Annotated in this window: 27 protein-coding genes and 1 pseudogene; 16 read left to right on the top strand and 12 right to left on the bottom strand. The window is 63.0% G+C overall.

The window, feature by feature from the left end; genetic code table 11:
• Nucleotides 1-4: 4 nt before the first annotated feature.
• From MTX19_RS36265 to MTX19_RS36250, 4 genes are all read left to right on the top strand, one after another.
• Nucleotides 5-1486, top strand: a complete 1482-nt coding sequence (locus tag MTX19_RS36265; RefSeq protein ID WP_280981478.1) for an adenylate/guanylate cyclase domain-containing protein — start codon at nucleotides 5-7, stop codon at nucleotides 1484-1486.
• A gap of 9 nt (nucleotides 1487-1495) precedes the next feature.
• Nucleotides 1496-2290, top strand: coding sequence for an E2 domain-containing protein (locus tag MTX19_RS36260; RefSeq protein WP_280981477.1), 795 nt, complete (start codon nucleotides 1496-1498; stop codon nucleotides 2288-2290).
• Nucleotides 2287-3576 (top strand): DUF2235 domain-containing protein, encoded by a 1290-nt coding sequence (locus tag MTX19_RS36255; protein ID WP_280981476.1) that lies wholly within the window; start codon nucleotides 2287-2289, stop codon nucleotides 3574-3576. The genes MTX19_RS36260 and MTX19_RS36255 overlap by 4 nt, the downstream gene beginning before the upstream one ends.
• A 180-nt stretch (nucleotides 3577-3756) precedes the next feature.
• On the top strand, nucleotides 3757-5055 hold the full coding sequence (locus tag MTX19_RS36250) for a hypothetical protein (RefSeq protein WP_280985724.1): 1299 nt from the start codon (nucleotides 3757-3759) through the stop codon (nucleotides 5053-5055).
• Between the two features lie 261 nt (nucleotides 5056-5316).
• Here the strand turns inward: MTX19_RS36250 and MTX19_RS36245 are convergent, their stop codons facing one another.
• Nucleotides 5317-5913 (bottom strand): hypothetical protein, encoded by a 597-nt coding sequence (locus MTX19_RS36245; protein WP_280981473.1) that lies wholly within the window; start codon nucleotides 5911-5913, stop codon nucleotides 5317-5319.
• Nucleotides 5914-5996: 83 nt separating this feature from the next.
• Entirely contained in the window at nucleotides 5997-6839 is an 843-nt protein-coding gene (locus MTX19_RS36240) for a hypothetical protein (RefSeq protein ID WP_280985723.1), read from the bottom strand.
• Between the two features lie 251 nt (nucleotides 6840-7090).
• On the opposite strand from MTX19_RS36240, the gene MTX19_RS36235 reads away from it, so the two are divergent.
• The gene (locus tag MTX19_RS36235; protein WP_280981471.1) at nucleotides 7091-7588 is read left to right on the top strand and encodes a hypothetical protein; all 498 of its coding nucleotides are present in this window, start codon (nucleotides 7091-7093) and stop codon (nucleotides 7586-7588) included.
• Nucleotides 7589-7871: 283 nt separating this feature from the next.
• Nucleotides 7872-8582, top strand: a complete 711-nt coding sequence (locus MTX19_RS36230) for a hypothetical protein (RefSeq protein WP_280981470.1) — start codon at nucleotides 7872-7874, stop codon at nucleotides 8580-8582.
• A gap of 976 nt (nucleotides 8583-9558) precedes the next feature.
• On the opposite strand, the gene MTX19_RS36225 is transcribed toward MTX19_RS36230, so the two are convergent.
• Both MTX19_RS36225 and MTX19_RS36220 read right to left on the bottom strand, forming a co-directional pair.
• The gene (locus tag MTX19_RS36225) at nucleotides 9559-9960 is read right to left on the bottom strand and encodes a hypothetical protein (protein ID WP_280981469.1); all 402 of its coding nucleotides are present in this window, start codon (nucleotides 9958-9960) and stop codon (nucleotides 9559-9561) included.
• The gene (locus tag MTX19_RS36220) at nucleotides 9954-10652 is read right to left on the bottom strand and encodes a phosphatase PAP2 family protein (RefSeq protein WP_280981468.1); all 699 of its coding nucleotides are present in this window, start codon (nucleotides 10650-10652) and stop codon (nucleotides 9954-9956) included. The genes MTX19_RS36225 and MTX19_RS36220 overlap by 7 nt, the downstream gene beginning before the upstream one ends.
• A 366-nt stretch (nucleotides 10653-11018) precedes the next feature.
• On the opposite strand from MTX19_RS36220, the gene MTX19_RS36215 reads away from it, so the two are divergent.
• The 3 genes from MTX19_RS36215 (at nucleotide 11019) to MTX19_RS36205 (ending at nucleotide 12711) form a co-directional block, all read left to right on the top strand.
• Nucleotides 11019-11360, top strand: coding sequence for a hypothetical protein (locus MTX19_RS36215; protein ID WP_280981467.1), 342 nt, complete (start codon nucleotides 11019-11021; stop codon nucleotides 11358-11360).
• A 172-nt stretch (nucleotides 11361-11532) separates the two neighbouring features.
• Nucleotides 11533-11856 carry a hypothetical protein gene (locus MTX19_RS36210; protein WP_280981466.1) on the top strand — a complete coding sequence of 108 codons (324 nt, stop codon included), beginning with the start codon at nucleotides 11533-11535 and terminating at the stop codon, nucleotides 11854-11856.
• A 174-nt stretch (nucleotides 11857-12030) separates the two neighbouring features.
• Nucleotides 12031-12711 carry a ParA family protein gene (locus MTX19_RS36205; protein WP_280975490.1) on the top strand — a complete coding sequence of 227 codons (681 nt, stop codon included), beginning with the start codon at nucleotides 12031-12033 and terminating at the stop codon, nucleotides 12709-12711.
• A 120-nt stretch (nucleotides 12712-12831) separates the two neighbouring features.
• On the opposite strand, the gene MTX19_RS36200 is transcribed toward MTX19_RS36205, so the two are convergent.
• The 3 genes from MTX19_RS36200 to MTX19_RS36190 form a co-directional block, all read right to left on the bottom strand.
• Nucleotides 12832-12984 carry a hypothetical protein gene (locus MTX19_RS36200; protein WP_280985020.1) on the bottom strand — a complete coding sequence of 51 codons (153 nt, stop codon included), beginning with the start codon at nucleotides 12982-12984 and terminating at the stop codon, nucleotides 12832-12834.
• Nucleotides 12985-13138: 154 nt separating this feature from the next.
• A complete protein-coding gene (locus MTX19_RS36195; protein ID WP_280981465.1) occupies nucleotides 13139-13264 on the bottom strand; it encodes a hypothetical protein in 126 nt (41 codons plus the stop codon).
• 135 nt (nucleotides 13265-13399) lie between these two features.
• The gene (locus MTX19_RS36190; protein ID WP_280975492.1) at nucleotides 13400-13693 is read right to left on the bottom strand and encodes a DUF4282 domain-containing protein; all 294 of its coding nucleotides are present in this window, start codon (nucleotides 13691-13693) and stop codon (nucleotides 13400-13402) included.
• 327 nt (nucleotides 13694-14020) lie between these two features.
• Here MTX19_RS36190 and MTX19_RS36185 point away from each other — a divergent pair, with 327 nt between their 5' ends.
• From MTX19_RS36185 to MTX19_RS36175, 3 genes are all read left to right on the top strand, one after another.
• Complete coding sequence (locus tag MTX19_RS36185; protein WP_280981464.1) at nucleotides 14021-14479, top strand: MaoC family dehydratase; 459 nt, start codon at nucleotides 14021-14023, stop codon at nucleotides 14477-14479.
• Between the two features lie 91 nt (nucleotides 14480-14570).
• Nucleotides 14571-15053, top strand: a complete 483-nt coding sequence (locus tag MTX19_RS36180; protein WP_280981463.1) for a MaoC family dehydratase — start codon at nucleotides 14571-14573, stop codon at nucleotides 15051-15053.
• Nucleotides 15054-15212: 159 nt separating this feature from the next.
• On the top strand, nucleotides 15213-15356 hold the full coding sequence (locus MTX19_RS36175; protein ID WP_201456095.1) for a hypothetical protein: 144 nt from the start codon (nucleotides 15213-15215) through the stop codon (nucleotides 15354-15356).
• Between the two features lie 430 nt (nucleotides 15357-15786).
• Here the strand turns inward: MTX19_RS36175 and MTX19_RS36170 are convergent, their stop codons facing one another.
• The gene (locus MTX19_RS36170) at nucleotides 15787-16203 is read right to left on the bottom strand and encodes a hypothetical protein (RefSeq protein ID WP_280975495.1); all 417 of its coding nucleotides are present in this window, start codon (nucleotides 16201-16203) and stop codon (nucleotides 15787-15789) included.
• A gap of 157 nt (nucleotides 16204-16360) precedes the next feature.
• Nucleotides 16361-17266, bottom strand: a complete 906-nt coding sequence (locus tag MTX19_RS36165) for a hypothetical protein (protein WP_280981462.1) — start codon at nucleotides 17264-17266, stop codon at nucleotides 16361-16363.
• Here MTX19_RS36165 and MTX19_RS36160 point away from each other — a divergent pair.
• Nucleotides 17199-17480, top strand: coding sequence for a hypothetical protein (locus tag MTX19_RS36160; RefSeq protein WP_280985019.1), 282 nt, complete (start codon nucleotides 17199-17201; stop codon nucleotides 17478-17480). The genes MTX19_RS36165 and MTX19_RS36160 overlap by 68 nt on opposite strands.
• 15 nt (nucleotides 17481-17495) lie before the next feature.
• On the opposite strand, the pseudogene MTX19_RS36155 reads toward MTX19_RS36160, so the two are convergent.
• Together MTX19_RS36155 and MTX19_RS36150 are read right to left on the bottom strand one after the other, a co-directional pair.
• Nucleotides 17496-17672, bottom strand: a pseudogene (locus MTX19_RS36155) (ketosteroid isomerase); the annotation flags it as partial.
• Nucleotides 17673-17774: 102 nt separating this feature from the next.
• On the bottom strand, nucleotides 17775-18197 hold the full coding sequence (locus tag MTX19_RS36150; protein WP_280981461.1) for a nuclear transport factor 2 family protein: 423 nt from the start codon (nucleotides 18195-18197) through the stop codon (nucleotides 17775-17777).
• Nucleotides 18198-18537: 340 nt separating this feature from the next.
• On the opposite strand from MTX19_RS36150, the gene MTX19_RS36145 reads away from it, so the two are divergent.
• Nucleotides 18538-18906, top strand: a complete 369-nt coding sequence (locus tag MTX19_RS36145) for a DUF1236 domain-containing protein (protein WP_280981460.1) — start codon at nucleotides 18538-18540, stop codon at nucleotides 18904-18906.
• 110 nt (nucleotides 18907-19016) lie between these two features.
• Here the strand turns inward: MTX19_RS36145 and MTX19_RS36140 are convergent, their stop codons facing one another.
• Nucleotides 19017-19832, bottom strand: coding sequence for a hypothetical protein (locus tag MTX19_RS36140; RefSeq protein ID WP_280981459.1), 816 nt, complete (start codon nucleotides 19830-19832; stop codon nucleotides 19017-19019).
• 142 nt (nucleotides 19833-19974) lie between these two features.
• Here MTX19_RS36140 and MTX19_RS36135 point away from each other — a divergent pair, with 142 nt between their 5' ends.
• Together MTX19_RS36135 and MTX19_RS36130 are read left to right on the top strand one after the other, a co-directional pair.
• Nucleotides 19975-20220: a hypothetical protein gene (locus tag MTX19_RS36135; RefSeq protein WP_280981458.1), complete on the top strand. Its 246-nt coding sequence runs from the start codon at nucleotides 19975-19977 to the stop codon at nucleotides 20218-20220.
• Between the two features lie 83 nt (nucleotides 20221-20303).
• Complete coding sequence (locus MTX19_RS36130) at nucleotides 20304-20495, top strand: hypothetical protein (protein WP_280981457.1); 192 nt, start codon at nucleotides 20304-20306, stop codon at nucleotides 20493-20495.
• The last annotated feature ends 164 nt before the right edge of the window (nucleotides 20496-20659 follow it).

Raw genomic sequence — 20659 nt, 5'->3', positions numbered from 1 at the left:
GGTAATGTCCTGGAATCAAGACCGCGCGAAATCGAGGATCCGCGAACATCTGAAGACGGTGCCCGACGTCGATCGCCATATCGCGCTCGACAGCAAGGTTCTGGCCAAACGCGGACTGCTCAGCCGCATGCCGCTCAGGGAAGCCTTCGTCGTCGAAGGCGCCCATCTCTACGGCCAGCTTCTCGACTTCGAGGACCTGGTGACGGAGCACGGCCAGGAGACGGAGGCGGCGCACCGGCGCCTGCTGCGCTTCCTCAACATGCACTATCGGGTGTGGGATTCCCTCGTCGACGGCGACGACGGCGACCGGATCGATTATCACGGCGCCCGCCTTCATGCCGTTGTCGCCTCGCCGATAGGCGACCCCGCCGCGCAGATCGAGCGAGCCGTGGCGCTTGCCCGCAAGCTCACGGAAGCCGCACAGAAGGTCGGCGAGGCTCACGGCTTCCCCTCGCGCATCCGCTTCGGCATCGATCACGGCAAGTGCCTCGCCATGACCACGGGACGCGGCGCGCACGAGAAGGACACCCTGTTTCTGGGGCGGCCCGCGAACCACGCGGCGAAGCTCGTCGCATCCGGAGCCGAGGAGGGCATCTTCCTGACCGAAACGGCCCAGAAGCGTGTCGCCGCCGCGGCGATGCGCAAGCATGCGGGCGGCTTGACGCTGGACGAAGCCTACATCGCGACCGCGGCAAGGAAGTATGCTTTCGACAGCCTCGACCGGACCGCTTCGGCCATCGCCTCCGACTCTTCCGAGCCGATGTTCCGCTTCAAGCGCCCCACGTTGCCGCTGTCCTCCGTGAAGTTCAGCGAGCTCTCTCCTGCGAACTCGATCCGCATGGGGATGGCCTCGATCTTCGCGGACATCGACGGGTTCACCAATTTCGTCGACCAGTCGATCCAAGGCGGCTCGGAAGCGATCCGTGATGCGGTCAAGATCGTCCACGTCATCCGCGAGGAGCTCAACTCTGTCCTCAAGGACGATTTCGGCGGCAAGCGCGTGCGCTTCATCGGTGATTGCATCCACGGCTGCGTTGCCGAAGGCGAACGCGCCGACGATGCTGCCGCAAGCGTGCGTGAGGCCGCGCTGTGCGCTTCGGCTATGAGGTCGTCTTTCGACCTCTGCCTGGAAGCCGTCCAACCTGATGCCGCAATCGACCTCGCCGTCGGCATCGAATACGGGCCGACCCCGATGACGCGATTGGGCCATCGTGGCGATGACAGCGTGCGTTGCGCCGCCAGCCGCGCCACGATCAACGCCGAACGCACCCAGCAAGCCATCGAACATGGCGGTATCCGCCTCGGTGCGGCCGCAGCGGCCATCGCAGATCCCACTGTCCGCAAGCACTTCTCGTCCGGGCGGCTGATGTCCTTCGATTCGGCCTCGGACCTGCTGATGACGCCGCAGGCCCCGGCGGTCCAGATCTTGCGCAGCGAACCGGCAGCACGGTCCCACGCGGCGTCGCCGAAGCCGTCGCGGGGATGATCGACGATCATGTCGCTCGACGCGCTCGCACGATGCTGTCCGACCTGGGCGGAGTTCCGGTCTGTCCACGCCCGTGAGGCGGAGATCGATGTGGTCGCGGTGCGGAGCAGCAAGGCCTTGACCCGAGTTTTCCAACTCAGGGCCGTCTCTCTCGGCGGCGAGATCATCGTGTCCGAACGATCGGTCGGAAGCACGCTGCCGGCGTGCTGCCCCGAGCGGCACATCAACCGGGGCGGATCCTTCTGCATCGGCCTGCGCGCCGGCGAGGGCATCACGGACGAGACGGCGCCAGCATGGTGGACGAAGCTGCACGCTTTCGCACTGTGGCAAGAGACCGCGGAGGAGACGGGCTTCTGGCCGAGCGAGGCGCAACTCTCGCATGGCGAAGCCGGCGAGATAGAGCTCGCGGCCGAGAACGCGGCCGATCAGCTGGGGCTGCGAGCCGCCTATCGCGAAGCAGTCGCATTCGACACCGGTGTCATCGCCTTCGGCGTACGCAGGATCAACGCGAAGACGGGGATGCTGCGCAACGGGCGAAGCGCCTGCATCTGCGGACGCACAGACCGCCGGGGACGCCCTCTGCTCCGGAGGGATTGTCATGACAACGGACTCGGCTGTCCGATCATTTTCGAGCATCGCCGGCGCGTCCTGGTAGACGATTTTTGGCGGACGCTGCGTGGACGCGTTTCTTGCTGCGGCACCATGCGCGAATGCCCGCTGCGGACCGGAGACGCGACGACGGACGACGGAAGAAAATTGCACGCCGCGGAAACGCACGAAGGCGCAATAGGAGGTGAGGCATGAAAGTTTGGCACTGGGTCTGGCAGATCGCGCATTCCATCATTCTTCTGGCCGTGATCGCGGCGATGATCGCTATTGGCGTCTTCATCGGTCGTCCGGGAGAGAAGGGCGGCAACCAGTCGAACGTCGCCGGCGCGGACCAGCAGCAGCAGAAGCGCCTGGCGGTCTTCCTCGACGGTACATGGAACAGCGTCGATACCAACACGAACGTGTGGCGCATGCGCTCTCTGTGCGCGCCGACAGGCAAGGACGGCAAGCCTCAACTGATCTACTATTCTGTCGGCGTGAACGGCTTTCTCGGCGGCACCTTCGGGCAAGGACTCGATGAGAACATCCGTCTGGCCTACGAGTGGCTGATCGAGAACTACCGGGACGGAGACGAGATCTTCATCTTCGGCTTCAGTCGCGGCGCGTACACCGCCAGAGCGCTGGCGGGTCTGATCGCCATCGACGGACTGCTGGAGCAGGGTTCGCCGATCGGCGTGAACGAACTCTTCGATCGCTACAAAAGGGGCGACGAGGAGACGATCTGGAGGCTGAAGGAGAAGCAAGCGGCCGGCGACATCGCCAATATATCCGCCCAGGAGAAGTGGCTTCTCAAATACGCGCGGCCTGTGAACGTCAAGGTGGTCGGCGTGTGGGATACCGTCGGCTCGATAGGTATCGCGGCGGGCGACTTCACCGGCATCAGCAGTTCGCAGTTCGACTATCTGCAGACGGGACTGCGTCTGCCCATCCAGAACGGCTATCATGCACTCGCCATCGATGAACACCGCGCTAAGTTCGCTCCCACGATCTGGGACGTCCATCGCAGCACCGCCAAGCCGAGGCCGCTTTCGAGCGTCGAACAGCGGTGGTTCGTGGGCGCTCACGCCAACGTCGGCGGCGGCTACGAGACCGATCTGCTCGCGCAGCCTCCTCTGCGCTGGCTGATGAAGAAGGCGGAATCGCAGGGGCTGTCGTTCCGGTCGGAAGTCAATCTGGACGGCGACGACGTCACCGCGAAGATCAAGAACTCCTACCGGGAGTTCCTGTACGGCGCCTACCAGATCATTTCCCCCCGGCCATTTTATCGAACCATCGGCGCGGCGCCGGATGTGCGCGACGACGGCACCCACACCAACGTCAACGAGACCATTGACGCCAATGTTTTCAAACGATGGCGGGCCGATCCAACCTACCGGCCGCAGAACCTCGTGGAATGGGCTCGGCGCAAGAACGTGGATCCAAGCGAGTTGCAGACTTCAGTCCGGGCCGACGATCCCAGCGTAGCTGTGCCTGATCCATAGCCGTTCAAGCCGCTGCCGGAAAGCTCCTGTTTAGGCACCTTAGCGGCCAGAACGGACTTGAATAGGGTGCGCCGCCGCCGAGAGCCGCAGCGGCCTCGTGCACGCGCGCGCGAACCTGGTGCTGCCTTCATCTTCCAGCGAAACCCGCTATGTTCAGCCATTCATCGACGGGCCGACAGCGTGGATCGCAAAGAACACATAGCCGAATACATGAAAAAGGTCGCGGGCAAGTTGGCGCGATACCGTGTCCGCCGTCGTCGGAGGTTCGCCGTCGTGATTCATGACCTCGAGCCGGGCTCTAAAAACATGCCGTCGGCAAACAAGGTCGAATTCCAGCGCCAAGTCGCAGAAGCGCTCTCGGACTCCAATCGCACCGCCTTTCGCGGCGGCATCGCGCTACAACTGCAGCTGTCAACGACCCACAAATCGCCTCCGCACGCGCACACGATCGCAAAAAACCTTTTGGATCTCCTGGGCTGTCAGGGCCCGAAGGACAACAACTGGCAGAAGACCCGGCTTTACAAGAACGACGTGCAAATTCACGCGCTGTCCGTGTCCTGCGCGCACGGCCAGGAACATCCATCGATAACCGTCGTGGCGCGCCCTTTTGCAAACATGATCGACGATGTCGAGTTGGCCGCCGAAGCCACACACGCGCTCGCCGCCGACGGCTCAGACGAGGTGGAGCGGGAGCGTGAAGAAGACTGGATCGGCAGCTTCAGGCGTCTGCTTACGAACGAGGCGCAGTATCGGACCCGAGGTGGCGATCGACTGTACGAGTCGATGATCAAGATGCAGCGCTTCTACGCTCAACGCGCCTTCCTGAACGGTACTTCGGCTGTCTCCATCCCGGTCCTCGGGTGGCTCTACGGCCGTCCAAAAGGACCGTTCATGCAGCCGCTACTCGAACCGTGGCCGTCGGTCATACGGCAAACGGGTCTCCGCATTCAATTGGGCGAACTCCCATCTCGAACAGGCGAGTCCGAGGCGTTCAAGCAGAAGATCGACGAGGCGCTCGAGGATTTCCAAAACCGATGGGGCTGGCTGATCACGCCGCTTGTGGTGCCGGTGGGCCTGCAGGTCATCGTTCAGCCAAATGCTTTGGTGACGGTTGGCACGCAACATGACCTCGACAACATCGTGCGCGATTATCTCTTGCCCAAGATCGTCCCCAAATTTGGTACGGTGAGTGACCACAAATGGACGATCGACTTCGATGAGATGAAGCGGACCGCGCCCGATGCCGCCAAGCTTTGGGGTCCGAATCCGCTGCCGCCGAAGGGAACCAAGGATGGTGTGACGGGCTACGAGGTGTGGCGGCTTCCGCCGGGGCAACCCGGCTTCGTGAGCGTCACCATGACGGCGCAGCCCGACTTCGAGGGCGACCTCATGCAGCGGGTCGATGCTAAGATCAAGTGCTGGGCCGAGCGGCTCGACGAAGAGGCCAGCCCTCGGCGACGCTATGCAGGCCGCCTCTAGGCGTGTCGGCCGCGCCGTACCGGCGCCCTACTTTTCCCTGAACGCCCTCGAAATCTGATCGGCCATCGGCTTCGTCAGGTATCCATGCCGCACGCGTCCGCTTTGACGGAGCACCCTGTGATGTCCCAGCGCCAGTGATCCGGAACAGAAGTTCGCATCGCCGCGTGTGAGATCTGACGGCGTAGGACATGGGTCAAGCTCGCCCATGAACCTCGATCTATAAATACACGCCCTGCTTTCCTCTGAAGGTGCGGATCGAGCCTATGCGGGCGCTACGGCACCCGGCGTTCCGGCTTCCGGTGGCGGATCCGTAGGCCTATTGCCACCTGGAGGCGGCTCCGGGCCCGCCTCTTTGGGCGGGGCATGCTTCACCACGTAGACGAGCCACGCGGGCTCGCCGACGAAAATCAACGGCGCTGCGAGGATCGGGTGTTCAAACCACGACAGCAGACATCCGACCAGGAGAGGCGCCGCAATCACCGGAATTGCGAACGACCACTCGATGATCTCGCGTCGCTCGTCCTCGCACACCAAAGCCAGCCACGCGGGTTCGCCGACGATCATAAGCGGCCATGCGAGGAGCGGGTGTCCATACCACAACAGCAGACTACCCACCCAGAGCGGGACGGTCAGCACCGCAAGCCCGAGTACGAATTCGAAAATCTCCTTCGGCTTGTCCATGAGAAAATCGACGACGGCGTCGATTCCGGCGTGCCGGACGAGCGACCAAGCCTCGCACAATCCGAACCCGATCAAGGCGGAAAGATTGCTGACGACCGGTCCAAGGAATCGACGCAAGAAGAGATCGAGCCCGATGAACAGCGCCGCCTTGACGAGATACCCGAACACAACGCGCATGATCGTTGGCTCCCGCTGAAGGGATCGTGCCTCAGCAAAAAAGACCGCGACACGGGGGCGTCCCGCGTGGCGACGGATACGCACTACGACGCGAGCTCGGCCTCCGGCAGAACCGCAGCGGCATCGGAGGGACGGGCGGTCTCGAAGAGCGAGACCACGAACAGGTCGAGGATCGCTTCGAAGCTTCCACCTGCCGCCGCGGCCTCAAGGTATGGTCTGGCTCCGGCCGGGTCTTCGAGCTTCCAAAGGAGATAGCCGCCGACCGCCTGGAGGCCGGATGCGTCCCCGTCCGCGGCTCGCCTGATCGCATCGTCGCGGGCGCCGAGCAGCCGTCTATCGAACGCCAGACTTTCGACGGGCCTCGTCGACGTCGGATCGGAGGCGAGGCACGTGATCCGGAAGAGGCGGGGAAGGATCCGCTTGATCAGGACCGGAGTCTCGCGGTCGATCCTCTGACCCGCCGGCAAGACCAGGTCGACGAAGGTTTCGTCGAGGTCGCCACGGACCGCGGCGCGACCGCCCTCCTGAGCTACATGCAGCGACAGGAGCGGACTCCAGCCCTCCCGATGCCATCGAGTGTCCCCGAGCGACTTCGGCACTATGGACGTGCGGGTCGCTCGCCGGGGCTCCTGGCGATTGTCGGTGCAGCGGTGCTTCGGCCAAGGCCAGCCGAGATCGTCGAAATAGACGCGCCCGTTGTATGGGCTGCGGTAGAAGAAAACCGAACATCCGCAAACCGGGCAACGCGCATTGGGGTTGACGTAGCTTGCGACCGTCCCGTCGCTGTCGCGAGACCATCCGAAAGCTGGCGGCGAGTAGTTGAGGACGAAATTCGAAACGCTCCCCCAGCGGCCGCCGCCACCACCGCCCGTGTCTCCACCGAATCCGCAGTCGCAGGCGTCGGAATGATTGGCGGCATTGCACATGTCGTGAAGCCAGGCTGGAGGGGGCGACTACCTTCCCCCAGGAAGGTGGCAATCCCGCGGCCGCGGCGCCATGAGCGTGCGCAAACTTATCCGCCCGCCGGGACGAGCTCACCTGATATCCTCGACCTCGCCGCGCGGTGCGCCTCCCCGGCCGTGATGTCGAGAGCCTGGGCGAGCTTCGGCCCGCTTACGGAATGGCGGGGACCACCGTTCGTTTCCACGGGAGCTTCGCCGGACCCCGACGCCTTGCCATGCTGACGGCCGACTTCGGCCGTGGGCGCGATTCCCCGGTGCAGATCATCACCGATAATCGCTGTGGGATCTGCACACGCGAGGAGATCTCCATTCCTCGCGATCCGCTGCCGCCGTTTCTGCCGCACCGGCTTTACTTCGTCTACGGCGCCTGGACGGAACCGGACGGCAGCAAAGTCCTGTTCTCGCGAGATTACGCTCCACTCTGGCGCCTGCGCGACGGACAGCGGCCGCAGCAGGTCCCATCGACAGACTGGATCAAGCACCAGGACGAAACGTGGTTCTGGGAAGATGCCACTGCACCGTGGGAGGATCGGCACCGCCAGGCCGAGGAAGAGGCCCGCCTGAGGTCGTTCGGTATCACCGGATTGCCGCTGCTGATCGACCTGTTGCCGCTGATGGTCACGTCCGTGGGCAACGTTCGGATGCCGGCGGGAGTCCTGAGGGATCTCCAGCTACGGGAGAAATCAGGTCCGCCGCGGCCCATGATGGGGTAGTGGGCAAATCTTCCGGGCGATCACCGTGTTGCTCGCCCGGAAGCCTCGCTTCCTGGAGCTTCGGGCCGGGTCCTTGAGGGTTAAGATCGCGATTTCCATAGGAAGCAGACCATGCCCGGGTGCCGAGAGGTCTGCCAGAACGCCAATATATTATCGGTTTTGGCGCCCTGAATGCCCGGAAACCATCTGCAGATTTCTAAATACAACGATCCCATTCCTGGGCTCCTTCCCTAGGCCTGACCGGAACCTGAGGACGATATCAACGGTCCCAAGAAGGATACCGATGAACACTCAAGGCACCACCGAAACCACGCCGTCCGACCAGACCGACTTCTCGATCCGGTCTTTCCTCCGGGAGCGCCAGGCACTGCTGGTCCATTTCTCGACGCTGATGAGCAACCACCCCGGCCTGGTCTTTCCTGACGACCTTCGGCAGGCGGCCGGTCTGGCCGACGTCCCGCTCTCCTTCAGCACGATCATGGCCGGCGATGTCGGGCCATATCAGCGTCCCGGCATGCACCCCGCGGACGCGAATGCCGGTGGCAGCATCGGCATCATTGTCGATATCCCGTCGAACGACTCCGTTGTCACCGTTGGGGCCAACGACGACGGCACCTCGTTCAATCCGTCGACCGGCGAGATCATATCGGGCGGCTACGCTCCTACCCCGGAAAGCTGCGGACGGAGCATCGACGAGCGAAGAACCAGCAACGAGTGGCTCGTTCGCGGCTACCGCACGGTCGGAATATTCGCCTTCGGCCCGATCCTCGTTAGGCATTTCTCTGGCGGCGAGGGAGAAGTCGATCGGGACGCCGCCTTCGCCTGCTTTCCGCAATTTCGGATATTCTCCGTGCACGGCGGGCAGTTCGTGGAATTCGATCGCGAGACCAGAAGGTGGAGCCCGGTATCGTACGACACGATCATGAGCGCGAGCCCGCGCGCGACAGGTCCGGTCGACGCCGGCGATGACTCCTCAGCTGCTGAAGCCGAATAGGGCAGGCCGCGGCAAAGAAACCGGTAGGCTGGTCTCAGCCGCAGGTGCCATCGCGTAGTGACGGTACCAACGAAGAGCCAATGTAAGACGCGCCAATAAACATAGATAGTAGAATGGCTTAGAGATAGATCGAAGTACATCGACTCGCCGTTATCCTGAAAACCCGCGGTTCCGACTCGCTGTTATTGCAGAATCCGACTCACGCACGAATTCGAACCGCGCATTTTACTGGACTATAGCGACTCGCTCTTACCTGCGGCGGATAAATTTGGCGCCCCCGACAAGATCGCCGATCCGCTGTAGCTCAGGTCCCCGATAGGGATCGCCAGTGACAAGGGCGGGCCGGACTAGCTTGGCGGTTGGACCGGCCCCGGCCACGCACATGTGAGAGTTGCCGCCTGTTCGCAAGGTAGCGTGGACGAGTCCCCTACGCTTATCACCTCGAAAACTGTCGGGGCCGGATCGGAATTTCCACCCGCATTATTTTTCATTTTTGCCAGCATTCGGCGGGGTCCCCCTAGGTGCGCCGCCATTAGGTGCAGGGCCGCAGCCGGGGGTGGCACCTAGGCTGGGCCGATCCAATGCAGTAACCTCATTGGCGCGTGACAACCCATGTTAGCGGAGGTCCTCCGTGGAACATCGAGGCATCAGCTTTTCGGTCATAGAGATGAGCTATCCGAGCGGTTGGAAATGGACCGTGGGAAAGGGCCGGACAGTCTCGGTCGGCGTTTGCGCTACTAGGCTGGATGCGATCCGCCAAGCTCAGACTTTCATTGACGCAATCATGGACTGGGCAGCGTAGAGGGCCAGGGGCGGGGCCCAGATTGTATGCATGATGGAATTTTCCACGCAGTGCCGGAGGCGCGCCCGCCTTTTTGCCCCGGCCGGGCCGGGGGGCGCTGGCGGCGGGATCGGTCCCGGCTGGCGCATGGCCGGGCTGGTCGCTGAACCACGTATTTTATGTGGTTCAGCGTGTTCAGTCATCACCGGCCTTTCGCTCTTGAGCAGTGCGTAGGCGCATCCCGAGCCACGTTCGAGGTTGACCGTGGGCGCGGGGCCCAGTGATCACACCTTCGAACCCGGCGACCCCCACGAGCTTCTTTCCAAAATTCCGTTCGGAGGTGAGCTTGGCGAGCGCGATGTGGCCGCGTTGTGCACACCGCGATTGGAACATCGTGTAGGCTTTCATCTTCGCCACCGTGCCTTCCGGATCAGGCAGGAAGCAATCCAGCGCCATCGCTGCGAATGGATCGCTTACGGCGATCACCTCACGTTCAAGCACGCAGACGCTGGACGGTTGAATGAAGTGGGCGCGTTTGCACAGATCGCCATATCCCGGCGCACGTGCGCGATGAGTATGAGCGGCTACCTCTACCAATGGTGCGGGAGCTTCCAGGCAGCAGTTAAAATCTGGCGAGTGTTCTCAAAGACTGCCGCGACCTCATATGTGAAAAGGAAGAAGGCGCAATAGAAGGCGCCGGGATACTCATTGCTCCAAAGCAAAAGCCGTTGGCTCAGCGGTATCCTGATTTTTTCACGGCCCATTATGAGCGTGACAGCAGCACCGATTAGGGCACCCACCACGATGTCAGAAGGATAATGGTAACCGAGATAGACGCGCGGAAGGGAGATCACAACAAGACTGTACAGGATCGCGAGCCAACCCCAGCGGCGCCAGATCATGAACACACCAACAGCCAACGCAAATTCAAATGCAGCGGTGTCGCTCGGAAAGGAGCTCCAGTTCCACAGCGTCTCAGTGCTGACGTGGTAGGGCAATGTAAAGCCAACCGCAGGATCATGGATTGGGCGTAGCCGGAACGGCAGATAAGACCTGATGATCTTTGTGAGCAAAAGTGACGCGATTGTCGCCGCAAGCGTTGAGATGACCAGAGACCGGCGCCGCTTTTGATCGGGGTCACGCTGAAACCAACCCAGCCACAGCAACGATGTGACAAGGGCGCCTTTGAATACGGCCTGGCCTGCCACGAAGCCTACCGCCGTATCAAATATCGCTGACCGGTGCGCAAACTGGTTGAGAAGTCGTAAGAGATACTCGTCAGGGTTCACGGGCGGCCCGCCGTCTAGAAAACCCACAGTAGGCAGCGCCGACTTGGGCAACTAGATGGCGATCTCAGCACGATCGCCATCCCTTGTGCGGGGCTCAGTGCGAAGCCGTCTCGAGTGAAAAATTCGCCATATTTGTCAATGCTGAAGCTGGGGGCGGGCAGTCCCCATCCGACTGTACCATCCCACGGAAGCGGCCCGCACGCGACAGCGACACCGCGAAGCCTTCCAGGTCCAAGCGCAAGCCCAAGCTCACAGGTCCAAGCTCACAAGTCCAAGCTCGTTGCGACTTCAGCGCGTCATCTCACCTGCTTGCACTTCTCAAGCTGTTCTCCCACAATTCCCGCAAACGACGCCTTGGGGGGACGCATGGCAATCGCCCGTTCAAGAAGCTTTTCGTTTGCGCTTGTGCTCTCGACGGGACTCGCGGCCGCGTTGTTGCCGGCGCGGGGCGAGGCCTATACCGACGAGCAGCAGCAGGCCTGCACGCCCGATGCGTTCCGGCTCTGCAACTCCGAGATTCCCGATGTCGATCGCATCACGGCCTGCATGATCCGGAACCGGGAGCTGTTGTCGCCGCCCTGCAAGGTGTTCTTCCGGTCAGCTCCGGAACCGGGAGGGGTGACTGCGCGTCCCGCGCTCCGGCCGGTCACCAAGCGCAAACCGGTGCATCCGCACAGGGTAAAGAAGTCCAAGTCCACCGCGAGCTAGACGCGGTTGCCGGTCTGGCCGCGCCAGGATGCCGTCACGACAATTTCAAGACCCGCGCGCGCGACAGACTGACGCCTTGTGACGTTGTCACGCAGCATCATCTCTCGTGTTTGGCGTTCTGTGCGGATGAAGACTCCATCGCGCCGTGCGCGGGATGGACCGGGAGAGAGGCGTGAGCGACTTTTATAAGCGGGAAATCGATCGGCACTTCGCTTGGTTCGAAGCCAAGCTTCCGGCGCGGCCGGCGCGGTTCGTCGCGTGGCTGCGCAAGCCGTCGTCGCGCTACGTGCGGGTTCCGCTCGCGATACTGCTGGTGCTCGGCGGCATCTTCAGCTTCCTGCCGGTGCTCGGGCTCTGGATGCTGCCGCTCGGACTCCTTTTGTTCGCGCAGGATGTTCCATTCCTGCAGAAGCCGACCGCGCAATTGCTCGGCTGGATCGAACGCAAATGGCTCGAGCGCGAGCGCAACAAACGCGCCGCAAAGCGCGCGCGATGAGCCAATCAAGCGGTTAGCTCGCTCCATTTCCAGTTGTGTCATGTGCGAAGTGTGACTCAAAAGCCAAAACGCGCCGGTAATCTGGGCGACTTTGCGAATTGCAAGTTTTTTTTCTTTCACGAATCAGCGTGCTGATTCATTTTTGGCTTCTGGGGTCAATGTGGAGGCCAAGGTATGAACGTCATTGTTTTCGCTTCGCGTAAGGGGGGCTCGGGGAAAAGTACCCTGGCTGCTCACCTTGCCGCGCAAGTGCACAAGGCAACGAAGCCCTGTCTGCTGATCGACGCCGATCCGCAGGGCTCGCTGACCCTCTGGCACAAACTGCGCGGCACCAACGAACCGCCGATCAAGACGGCGGTGAATTCGGTCGGCGGCATCATCGCTCAAGCCCAGCGTGACGGCATCGAATGGGTGTTCATCGACACGCCGCCGAATCTCTCGGCCGTGGTCGGCGACGCGATCAAGCACGCCACCATGGTGATCATTCCGGCGCGGCCCGGCGTGTTCGACGTCAACGCGGTGCAGGAAACCATCCAGACCTGCCGCTCGGTGCGCAAGCCCTATGCGGTCGTGATCAACGGCGCGCCCGCACAGCGCGACGGCGCCGAAAGCCGCATCGTTGCGATCGCGCGTGAAGCGCTGGCGAAATTCCGCGCGCCGGTGTGGAGCGGCCAGATCACCAATCGCGCCGATCTGTTGATGGCGCTCGGCCAGGGTGAAGGCGCCCGCGAATATTACGCGGAAGGCCGCGCCGCCGCCGAGATCAATCGGCTGTGGGCCGCGATCGAACGCTCGATCAAGGCGATCCGCGGTTCGGCGTCGGCGTCCGGCGCGATGCACAAGCAGGCGGCGTAATCACGCCGCTTCGACCTGGAAGTAACGCGCGGGCTCCGCGCGTTTTTTGTGGTCGTGAATATTTGAAATGTCATTCCGGGGCATGCGAAGCATGAGCCCGGAATGACGAGGCAGGTGGCCTTACGCCACCATCAGCATGTAGAAAATGATGACCGGCGTCAGGGTCAGGATCACCGACCAGATGCCGACGGCCCACAAAATATCCTCGATCGTGAAGCCCGGCCTGGCAGCAAGTTTGGGCCTCACGGCAATCGAACGCACTTCCGACTTCACGACGCCCCCGTGCAATTCTTGTTTGCGGCGGTGACGGTGATACGCGATCGGTTTTAATATCCCGGCCGCAATTTCGCTCGGATTTGACCACAGGTGCTACCGCCGATTAACCATGGCGGTGCCCACGGCGTCGCGTCAGGCGATCACAGGCGATTTATAACCGCGCGAAGCCGATCAGCATCGCCCAGATCAAAAACGACGAGCCGATCAATACGTCATGCCGCCGCTGGGCGCGTTCGCTGATCGGATAGCGCCGATCGTGATCGATGTCGGTGTTCAAGAGGTCGCCCCCCGATATCGTCCCCGGGGGAGAGCAGTACGCCAAAAGCTCTAAGATTCCCGCTCGCCGCGCCGTCCAAGTTGGCGGCGCCGCATTCACCCTTTCTTCACCGGAAGCCCGCGCCCCCCGAAGGCCTCAGCGCATGCCGCCCTGGTCGCGGATCGCGCCGAGATGCTCGTTGATGCGGAATACGATCAGGATGAATTCGGCGACGATGCGCGAGAACACGATGCCGACAATGATGCTGGCGATCGATGCGAGCAGCAGGACGAAACCGACGAATGGGCTGATCGCCATGGCCGAGAGGCTCGACAGGATGCCGGAGATCCCGAACAGCACGATGACGCCGATCACCAGCCAGTAGAACGTCTTGATGATCGTGGGCGTGATGAAACGGTCCCACTGAAACAGATCCTGGAAATCGAACATCGGTAGTTCTCCCGGCAAGCCGAACATGATTCGCGTCTCATCCTACTGCGTGATAACCGGCTTGATCACTTCATCCCAAGAAGCTTGCGAAGCAAGCCTGTCGAAGGACGAGGCCACCAGCCGGGCCGCATGGCGCGAGACGGAGTGAGAGGCGTCTCCTCACCATGGGGATGGATGCCGCAGTCCGCCTAGCCTGCCCCCTTGCGGCCAAGGGCTAGCCCTGAACCGGGCGCCGGGCAAGTCAGGGACGAGCTATGCGAGTGGACAGGTTGTGATTGCTGCAAATAACGGCCACAATCGGGCTTCCTTCCGGCATATCCTCACCCAATGACCACGCTGACCTTTGAAGACTTCACGCCGGGCCGCTTCGGGACGTTCGGCCCGCGCCATGTCACCCGCGACGAAATCCTGGCCTTTGCCGCTGAATTCGACCCGCAGCCGATGCATCTCGACGAAGAGGCGGCGCGGAAGTCGATGCTCAGGGGGCTGTCCGGCTCGGGCTGGCATCTCGGCTCGCTGATGATGCGGATGCTGTTCGACGGCTTTATCGGCCGCACCGCCTCGCTCGGCTCGCCCGGGGTCAACGAGATGCGCTGGATGGCGCCGCTGCGCCCGGGCGACGATTTGACGCTGGATGTCGACGTCGTCGAGGCGCGCGTCTCGCGCAGCCGGCCGAGCACCGGCATCGTGACCTTCAAGGGCACGATCCGCAATGCGCGCGGCGAGGTGCTGTGCGAGATGGAGTCGCCGATCATCGTCAGCCGTCGCGACAGTGCGGGCGGGTAGAGCATGATCCGGAGAATTGTGGAGCGGTTTTCCTCGCGACAAACGCAAGGCGTTTGCGCGGAGATCATGCTCAAGTCAGGATGTTATGCGCATGCGCTTTTTTGAGGATATCGAGATCGGCGCGCGGCGCGACTTCGGCTCGTTCACTTTCACGGCCGAGGACATCAAGCGCTTCGCCTCGCAGTTCGATCCGCAGCGTTTCCATCTCGACGAGGAGGAAGGACGCAAGTCGCTGTTCGGCGGACTCGCCGCATCCGGCTGGCACGTCGCGGCGGTGTGCATGAAACTGCTGGTCGCCGACGGCAAGCGGCTCTCGGCGGAGGCCGCCGCGCGCGGCGAGCCGGTCGCGGTATGGGGGCCTTCGCCGGGCTTCCGCGAACTGCGCTGGATCCGTCCGGTGCTCGCCGGCGACACCGTCAGCTTCTCCAATCAGGTCGAGACCAAGCGCACCTCGTCGAGCCGTCCCGAATGGGGCATCCTGCAGGGGCGCAACACCGGCACCAATCAGCGCGGCGAAGTGGTGTTCTCTTTCCTGGCGACCGCGTTCGTGCCGCGACGGCATCCCGGTTCCTGATGTTGCCCGCAAGCACCTGATGTTGCAGGAACGCCATGGTTAGCAGACGACTTACACGCGCCCACGCTGTTGTGCGTTGCGTGAAACGCATTTTTTGCTAACGCGTTGTGAACCTTTGTGCCTGCCTATGGTTTCAGGGCACAGCTTCAGGGGATACCCATGGCAGATCGCAGCGCGCTGAAACTGGTCGGCTTGATCTTCGCGACGGTAACGCTCGTTGTGATGCTGGCCACCGGAATGGTCGTGAAGGGCTTTGCCGACGGCGACTATTCGTTCGAGACCACCGCGAGCATCAATCGGTAGGTCGGAATCCTCTCACCATAGACGCTGATCCCGATTCGCAGGCGCGCGGATCTCTATCGATTCCAGATCAGCACCATCACCGCGGTTGCCACTGCCAGCAGTCCGATAAACCGGATCATGATCGTACCGACGCCTTGCTGCGACCGGCGCAGCGGAATCGGAGCGGTGTTATCCGGTCGAACGCTTTGCATGAATTTCCCCCAAAGATGTCCATCGCCCCGATGGCGCTTGGGATTTGGTGCGGCCTCTGCATTTAAGGTTCAATTCAATTCCCGCAAGAATTGCCTGTGTGATGTGTTGCGTCACACAGGCACGGAGGCCGTCTACCGCCAGGGCCAGCTCGAGCATGCTTCGAGGGCCATGGCAAAAATGAAGCCGCCGCCTCCCGTTGGGAGAGGCGGCGGCTGTCGGTCTTGGTGAAGGTGCCAGATCAGCTATTGCGCAGACCGTCGGCGGCGCGCTTCCACTGCGTGACGTTGTCGGCGATCATGCGCGTCGACTTCATCGCGGCCTGGCTGAGCTGGGCATAGCCGGAAATCTCACGCTGCACGCGCTGGCCCTCGGCATGCAGGAGGTCGCGCAGGCTCTCGAGTTCCGAGATCAGCTTTTCGATCTCGGCCAGCGACGTGCCGGCAACGCGCTGGATCAGCGAGTTGACGTTGTTGACGGTGGCGTCGGTGTTCGGCTCGACCGGCGCGGTCTCCGGGCTCGCCACGGGCCGCCGCAGATAGGCGATGTCGTTGCGCACGAAGTCGCGGATTCCAGCCTCGACCTCCGAGACGGCGGCGAGGTTGGTGTCGACGTCCGAATTCGTCTCAGCGTCTTCGGATCGATTGGTAACGTTCATCGGCTTTCCCCTGTTCGCATGGCGAAGCGCGGCTGTCCCCCGCACGACGAATTGATGTGATGATAGTTGCAGACCTATGTGTCCCGCCGAATTTGACCGCATCTGGGCCAAGTTGCGGCAATGATTGATCATTAGCACGACAAGACTAACGGAGTCTTCACCACGTCCGCTTGAAGCCGGCGCTGATGCTCTTGCTGGTCGTGCCCTGTGCGGTCTCGCCGACCGAGCCCGAGACAGTGACGCCGTCGAACAGCTTCTGTTCGGCGCCGACCCGGCGCAGCCACCTGTCGTCGGAGGTCGACAGGGTCTGTCCTGCCGTGATGCTGGTGCCGGTGTCGTTGACGGACAGCTTCGCCGACTGGTCGGTGTCGTAGCTCTGCCACGCGTGGCCGGCGATGCCGGGCATCGGCACCACGCCCTGCTGGATGATGTTGTAGCCGCTCTGCAGCGTCAGTGAATATTGATCCGACAGCGGCACCGATTTGCTCAGCGAGGTGCCGATCTTGCTTTGATCGGCGCCGGGATCGACGCGGGCTTCCACCGAGGTCTTGTCCCAGATCGAGGCCACGCCAGGCGCTGATATCGAGGCCCAGGCAGAGCCTCCGGACTCCGGCAGGTTGCCGCCATTGGCGACCCGTTCCGACAGCTCCTCCGACGTCGTCAGCGTGCCCTGCCGCGCCACCGTCATGTCGGCACCCACCTGGGTGTCGAGGAACGGTGAGATCGACTGCTTGACCGACACCCCCGACGTGCCGTTGGCATTGAGGTTGGACGACCAGGACGGATTGTTGCTGGCGGTGCTGCTCGGCTTGGCCGCGCCCTTCGGCACCAGCGTGGGCAGGGTGGTGGGATCGGTGTTGAGCTGGCTCCAGTCGAGCTTGCTCTCGTCGATATCTTTCAGGATGTCGGCGTCATTGGCGTCGGCCGCCGGCTTGGCTTCTTCGGTCGGGGCGTCATCCTTGGTAGGAGGCGTCTGCGCCGCGGCCGAAAGTGCCATGGCCACGCTGAAGCCGGCCGCCAACAGTGGCAGCCTCGCCCAGCCAAATCGTGATGTGGTGGTCATTCCCAGCCCGCGAATTCCAGAGCCGCAAGATGCGATTCCCGTGGTACGAAATTGTGGCAACCGGGGTTATGTGGACAGGCTGCCGCCATGCCCGGGCCGGCGCGCCAAGCATGTAGTCGCGCAAGTCGGCGCGGCAACCCGCGGCCCGCTCGGGGCTGGCAAAAAAACCGGCCGCGGATGCCGGAACGACGGCCCGGACATGACGAACGCGTGAAATCGCGAAACCGGGTCAGACCGCGATACGCGGCAGATGGATCGGATAACCCACGGTCTGCTCGACGAGGTCGAAGCTGTCGACCAGCACGCGGAAGCTGGTCAGTCGGCCGGTCCTGAACCGGGCGAAATGCGCGATCCGCAGCGAAATCGGCTTGTTAGAGTCGAGCGCGGTGAGCGAATAGCGCAGCATCACCCGGCGCTACACGCCGACCTCTCCCAAGGGAGAGGTGAGCCTCCGTTGCCGCTCCAGCTCAACCTAATCTCATCACGCGCTAGAGTTCGGTGCGGCCGGTCAAGTCGCCGCGATGTCGCGCTCCAGCACCTGCTGGACCAGGTCGAAAGTGTCGATGATCTCGCGGATCTCGGTGATCTTGCCGTCGCGCAGGGTGTAGAAGGCCGCGGCGTCGAACTGCACCACGCGTGCGTTGTCGCGCTTGCGGAAGAAGACGCGGAGCTGGGCCGCGACCTTGTCGCCCGCGGCCACCACGATCGGCGCCTCGTAGCGCATGTCGGAATAGCGGTTGTGGATCGTGGTCCACATCTGGCGCAGCGCGGCCTTGCCGCGGTGCTGGCCCATATGCGGCAGGATGTCGATCGGCGCATTGGCGAGGAACGCGATGTCGTCGCTGCAGTGGTCGAGCGCACCCTCGATGCCGCCGGCATAGTAGACATCGAGGAAGTTCAGTACGCGCTGCCGGTTCAGATCCTCGCCCATGGTCGACTCCGCCGGTCTTGCTCCGACCGTCCTTTTCCTCATTGTGGACCGAACTGTTCCACAATCAACCGAATGTTTGACGTGTGAGAGGGGATTTGGGTTCAGCAACCAAGGCATGTATTGATGCGCGCGATGCACGCGAACGCTTCGTGTGGCGCAATCCGGCCGCGACAGAGGCGCAACGATGTCCATGACCGGATCGGCGCGCACGCTGACTCGCCATGTCCGGGCGTCCTGAACATGTGAAGCAGGCGCGCAGGTGTCCGCGAATTAATGAAACCTCCCCGCGCGTGCCCGGTTGGGCCGACATGGGCGACGGATCCGTGACCAGGAGACCCTCATGAAAAGCACCATCCCGCTCGCCGCCGCAATGCTGGCTTTGTCGGGTGTGACCGCCGCAGCCGCCAATCAGATGTCGAACCACGCCGGCAAGGCGCCGGCCGCGAGCGACACGCTGTCGCTTTCCGACACCCAGCAGAAGTCGATCTGGAAGGATGTCAGCCGCCACGCTTCGAACCAGACCGCGCCGTCGGGCTTCAACGCCACGGTCGGCGCCGTCGTGCCGTCCAGTGTCAGCACCTATCCGTTGCCGCGCCGGGCCCGCCGCGATGTGCCGGAGGTGCGGCCCTATCGCTACGCGATGACGCAGGACAAGGTGCTGATCGTGAATCCGTCCGACAACAAGATCGCCGACGTCGTCACCAAATAGGTCGCACGCTGCCGGCGGCGAGCCGGTCCTGACGCCGGTCAAGGCCCTGCTCTCCTCCGGGGCCGGCCGGCGAGGCCGGCTCGCCGTCGCGCCGGGCGCTTGATGGCCGCTTAATCCGCCGGCGCGGCCTTGCGTGTCACGAGGTCGATCGTGAACCGCTTCTTCTTTTCGTAGCCCGGCGGCACAAAGGCCTCGCCGGCTTCGAGGTCGTGGTACAATTCCTTCGGCTTCGGAAAGCCTTCGCCGCAGGCGGTGCGGATCGTTTCGTCGTCGGCGTAGTCGACGTCGACGGCCACCGAATTCCGCCGCGGGCCCGCGGCCAGATTGGAGAGGCCGAAATATTTCGGGCCTTCGTTGCAGGTCACGACGTTGGAGCCATAGGCGCTCACCGTATCTTCGGCCCTGACCAGGAAGTCGGGCGAGATCGCGATGCCCTTGCCGGCCTTGCTGGTGAACTCCATCCGCGCCACCGCGCTTTCGAGGATGCCCTGGCCCATATGGCCGAGCGCGCAGACCAGCGCGTCCCGCTGCTCGTCCCGCGGCAGGACGATGCAGTCGTGGCCCTGCGCGCCCGGCAGGAAGCGGACGAAGCGGTACGCCTGACCATTCTGCGCGAACAAGGCGACGCCGCCGAAATCGGCGGCGTGCGGTTCGCACTCGCTCTCATAATCGACGACGAGCAGCGCGTTGCCGGCAGCGAGGAAGCGTCCGGCGTAACGCTCTTTTGTCAGCTTCACGTCGCACGCCCGGCCGGCAGCGTTCGGATACGACCTCGCGCGCACGCAGGTCGATCCCTTGATGCTGGCTGCGGCACAGAAGGTCGCGAGCAGCGCGCGATCGCTGTTCTGCGCCCGAGCCGGATTTGCAATGAACAAGGCCGCGGCGCAGAGTACCAGCGCGACTACGGGATTGGGTGAACTGGGCATGATCCTGAAAAGGCCGTCCGCAATACGGCGGCAGTTAGAGCATGATCCGGACGGATGCGCAGCGGTTTTCTGCAAAGGAGGGACGGGAACCGGCGGGGCGGCTCGGCCGTTGATTCGGCAGATTTCACCGGAGCCACATCATATGAAATCCGTCTTCCTCGCTTCCGCCATTGCCATCGGTGCGCTTGCCATTGCGCCTCCCGCCGACGCCAAGGGCTGCATCAAGGGCGCGATCGTCGGCGGCGTCGCCGGCCACTATGCCGGCCATCATGGCATGCTCGGCGCTGCGGCCGGCTGCCTCTATGGTCGCCACCACGCCAAGATGCAGACGCGCCAGCAGCAGCAGGCCCAGCCGACGCCGCAGAACAGGCAACAGGATAAGTTGTGACGCAGCAAGACAAGTTGTGACCTGAGGTTTCCGGAACGCCGCCCGCGCGGGCGGCGTTGTCTCCATGCGTAACGGAGACAATGATGACGAAAGCAAAGACAAGAAACGTCCAGCCCGTCCCCGACGACAATCAGAGCCACAAGGGCCCCGGCAGCGCACCCAGCGTTCCCCTCGACACCACCAAGGGCCATCGCGACGACGAGAAGCACAATATCCGCGAGCAGGGCGCGCACGGCAATCTGACCCAGAACACCAGCAACAAGCGGTCAGGCTAGGGACAGCAACCGCGGCCCGGCTGGTGGCCGTCGTGCTTCGAGACGGCCGCGATGCGGCCTCCTCAGCATGACGGGTCAGCTTCCGATTCACATGTCAAACAGCTTGTTCGTCGTCATCACCCGCGCATGCGGGTGATCCAGTATTCCAGAGACGCCAGTGCTTG

It is taken from the genome of Bradyrhizobium sp. ISRA464, assembly GCF_029910095.1.
GTDB lineage: Bacteria > Pseudomonadota > Alphaproteobacteria > Rhizobiales > Xanthobacteraceae > Bradyrhizobium.
The sequence above is the reverse complement of the archived record's forward strand: the minus strand, read 5'-3'. Positions and strand labels throughout refer to the sequence as shown.